General features: G+C 62.2%; 9 protein-coding genes. All 9 read right to left on the minus strand.

Going from position 1 to position 11,115, the window contains the following annotated elements:
- Positions 1-450: 450 nt before the first annotated feature.
- Positions 451-1,779 carry an LLM class flavin-dependent oxidoreductase gene (locus ACP7BX_RS30745; protein ID WP_033900067.1) on the minus strand — a complete coding sequence of 443 codons (1,329 nt, stop codon included), beginning with the start codon at positions 1,777-1,779 and terminating at the stop codon, positions 451-453.
- 160 nt (positions 1,780-1,939) lie between these two features.
- Positions 1,940-2,713 (minus strand): OmpA family protein, encoded by a 774-nt coding sequence (locus ACP7BX_RS30750; RefSeq protein WP_426161048.1) that lies wholly within the window; start codon positions 2,711-2,713, stop codon positions 1,940-1,942.
- Between the two features lie 10 nt (positions 2,714-2,723).
- A complete protein-coding gene (locus ACP7BX_RS30755; RefSeq protein WP_033900064.1) occupies positions 2,724-3,116 on the minus strand; it encodes a DUF4398 domain-containing protein in 393 nt (130 codons plus the stop codon).
- 163 nt (positions 3,117-3,279) lie between these two features.
- A complete protein-coding gene (locus ACP7BX_RS30760; protein WP_426161050.1) occupies positions 3,280-3,714 on the minus strand; it encodes a RidA family protein in 435 nt (144 codons plus the stop codon).
- Positions 3,715-3,941: 227 nt separating this feature from the next.
- A complete protein-coding gene (locus tag ACP7BX_RS30765) occupies positions 3,942-5,525 on the minus strand; it encodes a flavin monoamine oxidase family protein (RefSeq protein WP_426161051.1) in 1,584 nt (527 codons plus the stop codon).
- A gap of 12 nt (positions 5,526-5,537) precedes the next feature.
- Positions 5,538-6,461, minus strand: a complete 924-nt coding sequence (locus ACP7BX_RS30770; RefSeq protein WP_426161052.1) for an ABC transporter substrate-binding protein — start codon at positions 6,459-6,461, stop codon at positions 5,538-5,540.
- 18 nt (positions 6,462-6,479) lie between these two features.
- Positions 6,480-7,253 carry an amino acid ABC transporter ATP-binding protein gene (locus ACP7BX_RS30775; protein WP_177112982.1) on the minus strand — a complete coding sequence of 258 codons (774 nt, stop codon included), beginning with the start codon at positions 7,251-7,253 and terminating at the stop codon, positions 6,480-6,482.
- Complete coding sequence (locus tag ACP7BX_RS30780) at positions 7,246-8,211, minus strand: amino acid ABC transporter permease (protein ID WP_426161053.1); 966 nt, start codon at positions 8,209-8,211, stop codon at positions 7,246-7,248. Before ACP7BX_RS30780 ends, ACP7BX_RS30775 begins: the two co-directional genes overlap by 8 nt.
- A gap of 16 nt (positions 8,212-8,227) precedes the next feature.
- Entirely contained in the window at positions 8,228-10,621 is a 2,394-nt protein-coding gene (locus ACP7BX_RS30785; protein ID WP_426161309.1) for a TonB-dependent receptor plug domain-containing protein, read from the minus strand.
- Between the last annotated feature and the right edge of the window lie 494 nt (positions 10,622-11,115).

Here is an 11,115-nt window from a genome sequence, read left to right on the forward strand (position 1 = left end):
TGTGGGAGCGGGCTTGCTCGCGAAAGCGGTGGATCAGTCAGAGATGTAATCGCTGACACGCCGCCTTCGCGAGCAAGCCCGCTCCCACATTTGAAACTGAGACCGGCCTCCAGAAACCGGTCGGCTACCAGGCCGCCGCGCTTTTGCTTTTGATCTGAGGCGCCCCGTCAAACACGCTGGCCGAACGCAGGCTTGAATCCGTGGGTAACCCGGCAGGACGCCGGGTTAGCCACGCTGGGCCAAGGTTGGCCCAGCGCGGCGGCCCACGGATTCAAGCCTGCGTTCGGGCACACCGAGCCTAGGCAAGGTGCCGAGTGTTGGGGCAAAGACCTTTTGGTTACTTTGGGCTGGGCCGGCATTCCGGCGTTTGCCAAAAGTGACCCGCCGTAAGGGCGGAACCCTAAGCCGCCATTACCGCAGCAATGGATATGTACACCACACCACCACCCCCTAAGCCACCCGCCCCACCGCATACCGATTCACCGGCACCGGCAACCCCAAATGCCCCCGCAATGTGCTGTGACTGTACTCACTGCGAAACAACCCCCGCTCGCGCAACAACGGCAATACCTGATCGGTAAACCGCGCAAAATCCTCCGGCGCGCCCACGTGGATATTGAACCCATCCACCGCACCCTCCACAAACCAACGCTCGATCTCATCCGCCACGGTCTTGGGCGAGCCGACGAAACTGGAAAACGGCTTGGCAAAGCGCAACGCCGCCTGGCGCAACGTCAGCCCCTGTTCACGAGCAACCTGCTTGATGTTCTCCGCATGACCGCGATACCCGTTACTCCCCAAGTCGCCCAACTCCGGAAACGGCTCATCCAGTGGGTACTGGCTAAAGTCGTGGTAATTGAACGGCCGCCCCAACTGCACCAGCGCCTTGCCAAGATCCAGCTCGCCATTGCGTTCACGATCAATGGCCTGCGCCTGTTCATCGGTATCCGCAATGATCGGTGAAATACCCGGCAGGATGGTGACGTGGTCAGGGTTACGCCCAGCGGCGGCGGTACGCTTTTTGATGTCGCTGTAGTACGCCTGGGCATCTTCGAAATTGCCCACGCCAGCGAAAATCCCTTCGGCATAATTCGCCGCCAGGCTGCGCCCGGATTCAGAAATTCCCGCCTGGAAAATCACCGGTTGACCCTGGGCCGAACGGGCAATATTCAGCGGCCCGGTGACCGAGAAAAACTCGCCGTGGTGATCGAGGCGGTGCTGGCGCTGCGGGTCGAGGAACACTTTGGCTTGCTTGTCGCGCACAAAGGCGTCGTCTTCATACGAGTCCCACAGCCCCTGCACCACGTCCAGGTGTTCGGCCGCGCGGCGATAGCGCTCGGTGTGGTCGATATGTTGCTCGCGGCCAAAGTTTCCCGCCGCACCTTCCAAGCCGGTGGTGACCACGTTCCAACCGGCGCGGCCGCCGCTGATGTGGTCCAGGGACGCGAATTGCCGCGCCACGTTGAAGGGTTCGGTATAGGAGGTCGTGAGCGTCGCCACCAGGCCGATTTTCGAGGTCGCCCCGGCGATGGCCGAGAGCAGCGTCAAGGGCTCCAGGCGGTTGAGAAAATGCGGCGCGGAATCCGGCGTGATGTAAGGGCTGTCGACGATGAACACCAGGTCGAACTTGGCCGCTTCTGCCTGTTGTGCCTGGGCGCGGTACCAGTCGATATCCACACTCGCATCGCCAGGGATTTGTGGGTGCAACCATTCGTTTTGTGCGGTGCCGACGCCGGTGAGAATGGCGCCGAATTTGAGTTGCCGAGGTGAGGTGGGCATCAAGGTATTCCTCCGTGGATGGCCGCGGTGGCCTGTGGAGAATGACCTTAATGCCCGTAGGCAGGGCTTGTGAAAGGCTTTGTAGATCTATGCTAATTATTAAAATTAATGATCTCTAACAAACACCGTTATCCGAGTACTGCATAACGATCTGTCAGGCTCAGCGACGTGCGCTGACCGCCGAAGCGTCGTTGGACACGATCACTTCCACGCGACGATTCAACTGCCGTGACTGTGCGCTCTGGTTATCGGCCACCGGGAACTGCTTGCCGTAGCCAATGACGGCAATCCGCTCGATCCCCACGCCGAGTCGTTGCAAACCACGCGCGACCGCTTGGGCACGGCGCTCGGACAGGCTCTGGTTGTAGGCATCGCCCCCCACGCTGTCAGTGAAACCCTCTACCCGCACCTGACGCTCCGGGTTCTGCACCAGGAAGGTCGCCAGCCCCTGGAAGTCCCGCTGGCTGCCTGCCTTCAAATCGGCCTTGCCGGTGTCGAACAGCACGTCGCCAAAGGTGATGACCTGGCCACGCTCGGTCGGCTGGGCTTTCATCGCCTGCAAGGCCTTGAGCTGCGCGGTGCGCACGTCGAGCTGCACCTGGGTACGGTCGACCGCGATGTTGTCGAGCTGGGCATCGGTCTTGCGGCCGACGATGGTCTGCTCCGCCAGGGCGATTTTTTGCGTGGCAAGATAGGCGAGCTGGTCGAGCTGTGGGTCGGTACGGTCGTGCAACGATACCTGGTTGGCGCGGTCCAGCGCGTTGGAAGCGATACGGGTTTCAACCGCCGCCAGGGTGTTGGATTCCGGCTTCTGCTGCAGGCTGGAAAATTGGCTGCGCGCTTGCAGCAATTGCGGGTTCTCCGGCGGCGTGGCGCAACCGGCAAACGCCAGGCTCAGGGCCGAAAGCACAGGGATGAAAAAAATGGCACGCATGGCTGGATCCTCAGTGGGTAGTCGCGGGGGCGTTGAGCATTTCCTGCTTGAGCACCTGAATGCCCTCTCGCGCCTGCTTCAAGACCTGTTGTTTACGCACGGCATTGGCCTTGGCTTCGGCCAGGCTGGCATCGGCTTCGATCTGGTCGGCCAGGGCGTCCACCTCGACGTACTTCATTTCACCGATGGCCTGGTCCATGCGCGCCAGCTTGTCCTGGGCGGTTTTCATTTCCAGCGGTGCGAACTGGGTGGCTTGCGCCGCCAAGGCGCGCCCCACCGCATCACGGGCCAGGGAGATCTTTACCGCCGGCGGCTGCGGCGTGGCACAGCCTGCCAGTACCCCGGCGACAATCACGGCCCAGGCCGAGCGGCGCAGGCGTTGGCTCACACTGGTCATCTTCATGTGTTGACTCCTAAGCATGTTCTTACGGCTGCCGGGCGATGGGAGCGGCCCTGCCGTATCGCTTGTGTTCAAGCGATCGCGCCATCCTAGGAGGAAAAATACGGGCTGGAAGAATGAAAAATCCCACCTAGTTGTGGGATTTTTCTCAGAGCAAGAGCAAGTCCTACGCCGTACGCGCAGCGACCGCCTCAACTTCAATCAACGCGCCGGGTAGCGGCAGCGCCACCACTTGCAACGCCGTACGCGCCGGCTTGTTCGGTTGCTCAGGCGTGCCAAAGAACTGCGTATAGCCCGCCTGCAAGCCAGCGAAATCCAGCTTGCCGCCCGTCTCTTCGGCCCCTACCAGGAACACCCGCAACTGCACGATATCGCCCAGGTCCAGGTCTTGCTGGCGCAGGATCTTGCGCAGTTTGTTGAACACCGACACCGTCTGCACTTCGGTCGTGCCATAGGCGGCCGGCGTGCCCGCCGGGGCGTTTGCATCGTGCAGATCAGGCAAGGTGCCGCTGACAAAGATCAGGCTGGCGGAAGCCGGTACGGTGACGGTCTGCGAGATCGGGAAATCGCCGACGCTGGTACGTTGAATGCTGTCGCTCATGATGTTTCTCCTTAATGATGCATTTAAAACCGCCAACACCCTCTGTGGTGAGCGGGCTTGTTGTGGCGAGCGGGCTTGCCCCGCGTTGGGGCGCGAAGCGGCCCCAGAACCTGCCGACTGGGTTTATCTGTCACACCGCAGCGCCTGGATTGGGAGCGCTACGCACTCCAACGCGGGGCAAGCCCGCTCGCCACAACTAGCCCGCTCGCCACAAGAGCGCATTTGGCCTAGGAAGCGGCCGCAGCCGCGATACAGCGTTGTTGGATAACCCGCTCAGCCAGTTGCCCGACCACATGGCGCGCCGAGTTGGCCGCCGATTCCTGCCAGATGCCCACGCCGCTTTGCACCAGGCCGTCGCCGGCGAAATACACACGGCCGTGGCCGGCTTCGAGCAAGGCGCTGGCGTCGGCCGGGAAGTGTTCGCGTTGCAGCCACGGGCCTTCGCTGTAGGGGATCTGTTCCCAGGACACCGCCAGCGGGTTGCGCAAGTGTTTGGAATAACCGGGGTGCAACAGTTCCACGGCTTCTTTCGAGGTGGCGTACTGCTGGTCGAAGGGTTGCGCACCAAATACGTCGGCGCCCTCGCCGGTCACGTAGCCCGCTACCAGCAAGCCTTCGCGGGTATTGAGGTCATTGCTCGGGTACCACAGCAGGCGTGCCGGGTGTTCGATCCACGACAGGCCACCGTAGGTGCGGTAGTCAGTTTCCCAGAATCGCGGTGACTGCCACGCCACTTTGGTCGCCTGGTCGCTGCGGGTGCTGAGCAAGGCGGCCTTGATCGGGTCGCTGAAGTCGGTGTCGAGCTTGGCCAGCAGCGGCAGCGGCAGGGTCGAGATCAGGTAATCGGCGCGCACCACCTGTTCGCGACCGCTGAGCTTGTCGTGGTACGTCACCGCTACGCCGTCTTCCAACTGACGGATCTGTCGCACCTGGGCGCCCAGTTGCACGTGGCCCCGAACACGCTGGTAGAAGGCATCCGTGATGCGGTCCATACCACCGACCGGTTGGAACATGGTGGCGGAGAACTCCGGGAATTCCGTGTGCAGTAACGCGCCCCACAACTCCGGGTGCAGCAGTTGATCGAGTGATAACGGGCTACGACTGTCGGGCAACGCGCCGGGATGCGCAGGCGACTCCAGGTGCCCTGAGCGTATCGTGCCCTCGAAGGCCAACTCCTGTGACAGGTCGCCATACACCTGCAGGAACGCCAACAGCCGCGTGCGCTCCTCAGCGCTCAACACATCATCGAGGGCATCGCGCTGTACCGCCTTGGCCAGCAAGCCGGACACCTGCCCCCGTGCATCGTTGATGGCCTGGCCCACCGTGAAGGCCGGCTTGCTCACATCCGGCCGTACCTGGGCGCCATGGCTGCTGTTGACCAGCACTTCCAGCGGCACGCCCAGCTCGCTGCAATAGTCGAGAATAGTGCGGTGCTGGCTGGGAATCCGCGCCGGCCCGGCGTTGAAGTAGTGCCCCTGCTCGAACGTTGCGGTTTGCGTGCGGCCGTCCTTGTAATCCACACGATCGCCATTGCGAATGGTCCAAGTGCGGCCACCCACGCGGTCACGCGCCTCCAGCACTTGTACCTCGAACCCGGCGCGGGTCAGCTCCAGGGCCGTCACCAGCCCCGCGATGCCAGCACCCAACACCAGCACGCGGGTGCCCTGCCCCAGGCCCGCCTTGAGTTTCAACGGTTGCGGGCGGCGGTGTGACGAAGGGCCCAGCCCCAATGCCGCCAGTGCCTCCTTGACGGCCTGTTCGCCGCCTACCGCCGCAATGCTCGACAGCGCTTCACGTCGTGTCAGTCCCATGTTCGATGCTCCTTAATCCGGCAGGCCCGGTGGGTTGATCAGCGACGTGTCGACGCGCTCGATATCCAGGCCCCAGCGTTGCAGCACCTGTTCGTATTGACCGCCAGCAATCGCGCCTTCCAGGGCGGTGTGGATCGGCTTGACCAGGCCGTTGTCCTTGCGTGTGGTCACCGCGATATCCGCTTTCAAAGGCCAGCCACCATTGACCGTGCCGACAAGCTTGATACCGCCGGTGATTGCCGCCGAATAGGCGTACACCGAGTTGGGCCCGAACAGCGCATCGCTGCGCCCGGATTGCACCGCCAGTTGCGCGGCGGCCTGGTCGTCGAAGTATTGCAACAGCGCCGGCTTGAGCCCGGCTTTTTCATTGGCGTCGTTCCAGGCCAGCAGGACCTTTTCCTGGTTGGTGCCGGAGCCGACGATGATCTTCAACCCGGCAATGTCCTCGGCCTGCTTGATCGCGCTGATCTTGCTGGTGTTCTTCACATAGAACCCGAGCACGTCCTGGCGATAAGTCGCGAAGTCGAAACGCTTCTTGCGCGCCTCGGTCACCGTAACGTTGCTGATCACCGCGTCGTACTTGCCCGAGCTGACGCCCAGGGGCCAGTCTTCCCAGCTGGTCTGCACCACGTTGAGTTGCAGGCCCAGGCTGTCGGCGACCAACTGCGCCGTATCGGCCTCGCTGCCGATGGTGGTCTTGTCGTCATTGGCCAGCAGCGCCAGCGGCGGCCCGGCCACACCGGACACGGCCACGGTGAACTTGCCCGGCTGGGCAAACTTGAAGCCCGGCGGGATCTGCGCGATGGCCGCTTCGTTACGCGGTACATGAATGCGCGGGCGGTCGGGGCTGAGGTCGACCTGCTGCACGGCGAATGCGCTTTGCGCAGTGCTGACGGCCAGCGTCAACAGGGCGATACGAGCGGTAGAGATAAGCATGGGCAGTCACTCCTTGAACTAAAGCACCTTGCCGAGAAAGGCCACAGTGCGGGGATGTCGGGGTTGGCGGAAAATCTGTTCAGGCGGGCCTTCTTCGATCAACTGGCCGTCGCAGAGGAACACCACGTGGTCGGCCACTTCACGGGCAAAGCCGATTTCGTGGGTGACGATCACCAGGGTCACGCCCAGCTGGGTCAGGCCCTTGATCACGTCGAGCACTTCGCCCACCAGCTCCGGGTCGAGGGCCGAGGTGGGTTCATCGAACAGCAGCACTTTGGGGTCCAGCGCCAAGGCGCGGGCGATGGCCACACGCTGTTGCTGGCCGCCGGAGAGCTGGCGCGGGTAGGCATCGACCTTGTCCGCCAGGCCGACCTTAGCCAGCAGCTCGGCCGCCTTGGTCTGGGCTTGGGCCTTGCTCCAGCGTTTGTGGGCCAGGGGCGCCTCAGCGACGTTCTCCCAGGCGGTGAGGTGCGGGAACAGGTTGAAGTTCTGGAACACAAAACCCACGTCGATACGGCGCTTGAGAATCTCGCGTTCTTTCAGCTCGTAGAGCAGGTCCCCCTTGCGCCGATAGCCAACGTATTCACCGTCAATGGTGATATGCCCGCTGTCGATCTTCTCCAGATGGTTGATGGTGCGCAGCAAGGTCGACTTGCCCGAGCCGGACGGCCCGAGGATCACCGTGACCTTGCCGGGGTCGATGGTCAGGTCGATGTCTTTCAATACCTGCTGATTGCCAAAGCGCTTGCCCACGCCCTGGATCTGGATGCGACCGGCGCGAGCTTCACTCATGGGTTTTCTCCTTGACCCAGCGGCGTATGCGTTGCAACGGCGTGGGCGGCAGCACCCGTGCCGTGCCACGTGCAAAATGGCGCTCGACGTAGTACTGCGCGCTGGTCAGCACGGTGGTGATGATCAAGTACCAGACCGTCGCCACGATGAGCAGCGGGATCACCGCCTGGGTACGGTTGTAGATGACCTGCACGGTATAGAACAGCTCGGGCAAGGCCAGCACGTAGACAATCGAGGTGCCCTTGACCAGGCCGATGATTTCATTGAAGCCCGACGGCAGGATCGAACGCAGCGCCTGGGGCAGGATGATCCGGAAAATCCGTCGCGAGGCCGGTAAACCCAACGCCGCAGCGGCTTCATGCTGGCCGGCGTCGACACCGATCAGCCCGCCGCGAATGATCTCCGCCGCGTACGCCGCCTGCATCAAGCTCAAGCCCAATACGGCCACGGTGAACTGGCTGAGCACGTCCACGGTGGACCACTCAGCGAACACCACTGAGGTGAACGGCACGCCGAGGACGATGTGGTCATACAGGTAGGCAAAGTTGTAGAGGATGATCAGCACCAACAGCGCCGGCATCGAGCGGAAGAACCAGATATAGCCCCAGGCCAACGCCGCCAACAGCGGTGAGCCCGACAGCCGCGCCAACGCCAGCGCCGTGCCGAGAATGATGCTGAACACCGTGCTGAGCAGCGTCAGCAGCAGCGTCTGCCCCAGCCCGCGCAGCACCGACGGCGAGAAAAACCACTGGCCGAACACGCCCCATTCCCAGCGCGGGTTGGTGGCCAGGGAATGCACGATGGCCAGCAGCACCAGCGCTGCGAAGATCGACCCGGCCCAGCGCCAGGGGTGCCGCGCGGGCACCACGTGCAGGGCCTTGATCGGCGTGGAGACACGGGCCTGGCGCACCGGGCTGGGCGAGTCAATCAGGTCATAGGATTTGGCGACGATGGGCATGGTGAATTCCTCAGCCTCAGAAGGCATAGGTCAAGCGGGTGTAGTAGTACCCGCCGGTAAAACCGTAGGGCGAATAGACGCCATAGCTGCTGACCATGGTGCTGCTCGGCACCCCTTGTTTCTTGGGGTAGATGTCGAACAGGTTCTTGGCGCCGACAGCGATGTTCAGGTCTTTGGTGAGGTTGTAGCCAAGGTCGAGGTCGGTGATCCACTTGGCGGCGTAGATACGGTCCAGGTCGCGATTGGCTGACGAGTTGACTTCTTTGTAGGAGCCGTAGCGGGTCAGGGCCAGGTTCACGTTGAAGCGGTCGATGCTCCAGTCGCCACCGAGGATCAGCTTGGTGCTGGGCTGCACGCCGGTGATCAGGTTGCGCGCCTCGCGGTTCATCAACTCGTAGGAGGTGCCCAGGATATTGGTGGACTCCTTGTAGTTGAGGATTCGCGTCTGGTTCCAGTTGAACGCGGCCGTCCACTTCACCGCACCATACTGGCCGAGGTCCTGGCTGTAGTTGCTGACCAGGTCCAGGCCTTTGGTGCGGGTGTCGGCGCCGTTGATAAAATATTGGCCGCCGGAGGTGGAGTTAATGCCATTGCCTTGCAGCACCTGGGTGATCTCGGGGCCGAGCAAGGTGCCGGTGAGGGTGATGCGATCGCGCAGGTTGATCACGTAGGCATCGGCGGTGAAGCTCAAGCGATCAGTCGGTGTGAGGGTGAAACCGAGGCTGAAGTTGGTCGAGCGCTCCGGCTTCAACTCCTGGGCACCGAGCGCCTGTGCGGCACCGGACCCCACGGGCAACACGCCATAGTTGATCGACTGATACACGCCGTCGACCACGCCATAGGTGGTCGACCGCGCACTGAACAGGCTGTTGGCCAAAGACGGCGCGCGGAAGCCGTTGCTCACCGTGGCGCGCACGGCGAATTGCGGGTTGAAGTCATAGCGGGTGGTCAACTTGCCGCTGCGGGTAGCGCCGACGCCCTGGTTGTAGTGCTCATAGCGGAACGCCGTGCCGACGTACCAGTCCGGCACCGGGTTGAAGCCCACATCGACATAGCTGGCCAGGCTGTTGCGTGAAGCGCTGCTTTCTTCATCCGGCGAAATACCGTTGGTGACCTGCGCGCCCGACGACGCGCAATTGCCCGGCGCCACGCAGTAACCGCCGTTGGCATAGGACTCATAGTCGCCGGCCTGCACCTCGTAGGTGTCGCGCCGATGTTCGAAACCGACGCTCAGGTCCAACGGCTTTTGCAGGCCGATATCGAAGCCGCGCTTGAAGTCGAGGTTGGTGGTCAGCTCGGTGGAAATCCAGGTGCCAGAGGTGAAGTGATTCGGCGTGGCCTCGCCCAGCGATGGGTTCTGGTTGTGGGTGGTGCCCTGCTCCGCGTCGTTGCGCCCATAGGTGGTGGACAAGTCCCAGTCCCACTCGCCTACCGTGCCTTTACCGCCGAATGCTGCCTGGAAATCGTCTTCATCAATGAACCAGGTCGGCGTGTAGCCACCGGGGTAACCGTTCGGCCCGGTGGTGATGGTGTTAGTGATGGTCGGCAGACGGAAGTTCTGGCCCTGCTCGGCCTTGCGGCGTGAATAGGTGGTGAAGGAGTACAGGCTGAAGCTGTCGTCGATCGGCAGCTCGGCGTTGTAGCCCAGGGTCAGCAGGTTGGTCTTGGGCGTGCCGTAGCCGCCATACGTCGAGCGCCCGGCTTGCTCGTAGGCTTGTGCGTAGGTGTATCCGTTGGCGCTGGCCTTGTTGTCGTCATTCTGGCTGCGGGCGTCCAGGGCCAGTTGGACAATGCCGCCGTTGCCGATCTCGAACCCCTTGTTGAGGCTTTGTTGCACGGTCTGTTTCTTGCCGTCATACCCCTGGCCGACGTTGGTCACCGAAGTGCCGCTGGTGTCGGCCTTGAGGATCACGTTGATCACCCCGGCGATAGCGTCGGAGCCATATTGCGCGGCGGCGCCGTCGCGCAGGACTTCCACGTGGTCGATGGCGCTGATGGGGATCAGGTCCAGGTCGGCCGGGGCTGCACCGGTGTTGATGCCATTGATATTCAGGGTGGCCGCGGTGTGACGGCGCTTGCCGTTGACCAGCACCAGCACTTCGGCGGCGCTCAGACCCCGCAGGTTCGGGGCGCGGGCGATGCCGCTGGCGTCCCAGCCGGTTTTTTCCGGCAGGGTCAGCGACGGGATCACGGCGCTCAGGGCTTCCATGAGGCCGGGCTTGCCGGTGTTCTGTAATTGCTTGGCGCTGACCACATCGATCGGCACCGGGCTGCTGGTGACGGTGCGTTGCTCGGCGCCGCGGTTGCCGGTGACCACTACGGTGGACAGGGTGCTGTCGTCCTGGGCTTGGGCGGTGTTGGCCAGGAGGGCCAGGGCCAGTGCGGCGGTGGGTTGTAGGGCTCGCTTCATAGGTATTCCTGCGTTTCCAAATCGCGGAGTCGGGCAGTCACGCGGGCGGGCGCGGTGCTCGGTTTTTTTTGGGGTGTCGGGCGATTTGGGAAGCTAGGTGTGGGGCGAGGTTTGAATTGGCAACATGCGTTGAACTCCCTTCCAACGATTCTGCTGCGGGGGTGTCAGCGCAGAATCCGAATCTAGATTGGTACCATCCGAGGTCAGGGGTAGGCTGTTGAGTTCAAACATAACGGAATGGATTTTAAAAATATAATGCTATTTGGGTATAAGCTAATATTCTTGGATTTCATTATTTGATTGATGATTTATTCGTATTGGTAATGTTTTTTTGCAACTGGCCGAGAGTACATATCCGTTGCTGCGGTAACGGCCGCTTATGGTTCCGCTCTTACAGCGGGTCACTTTTGGAAGAGCGCCAAAAGTAACCAAAAACGCTTCGCCCCAACACTCGGTACCTCGCCTAGGCTCGGTATGCCCGTAATCCGACAGTG

The sequence above is a fragment of the Pseudomonas sp. DWP3-1-3b3 genome (assembly GCF_049896305.1).
GTDB classification, from domain to species: domain Bacteria; phylum Pseudomonadota; class Gammaproteobacteria; order Pseudomonadales; family Pseudomonadaceae; genus Aquipseudomonas; species Aquipseudomonas azotoformans_A.

What these genes read in the sequence shown, in the direction of transcription:
- ACP7BX_RS30760 (WP_426161050.1), bottom strand. Translation starts at nt 3,714, where the DNA reads ATGAGCGACAGCATTCAACGTACCAGCGTCGGCGATTTCCCGATCTCG.
- ACP7BX_RS30750 (WP_426161048.1), bottom strand. Translation starts at nt 2,713, where the DNA reads ATGCGTGCCATTTTTTTCATCCCTGTGCTTTCGGCCCTGAGCCTGGCG.
- ACP7BX_RS30770 (WP_426161052.1), bottom strand. Translation starts at nt 6,461, where the DNA reads ATGCTTATCTCTACCGCTCGTATCGCCCTGTTGACGCTGGCCGTCAGC.
- ACP7BX_RS30755 (WP_033900064.1), bottom strand. Translation starts at nt 3,116, where the DNA reads ATGAAGATGACCAGTGTGAGCCAACGCCTGCGCCGCTCGGCCTGGGCC.
- ACP7BX_RS30765 (WP_426161051.1), bottom strand. Translation starts at nt 5,525, where the DNA reads ATGGGACTGACACGACGTGAAGCGCTGTCGAGCATTGCGGCGGTAGGC.
- ACP7BX_RS30780 (WP_426161053.1), bottom strand. Translation starts at nt 8,211, where the DNA reads ATGCCCATCGTCGCCAAATCCTATGACCTGATTGACTCGCCCAGCCCG.
- ACP7BX_RS30775 (WP_177112982.1), bottom strand. Translation starts at nt 7,253, where the DNA reads ATGAGTGAAGCTCGCGCCGGTCGCATCCAGATCCAGGGCGTGGGCAAG.
- ACP7BX_RS30785 (WP_426161309.1), bottom strand. Translation starts at nt 10,621, where the DNA reads ATGAAGCGAGCCCTACAACCCACCGCCGCACTGGCCCTGGCCCTCCTG.
- ACP7BX_RS30745 (WP_033900067.1), bottom strand. Translation starts at nt 1,779, where the DNA reads ATGCCCACCTCACCTCGGCAACTCAAATTCGGCGCCATTCTCACCGGC.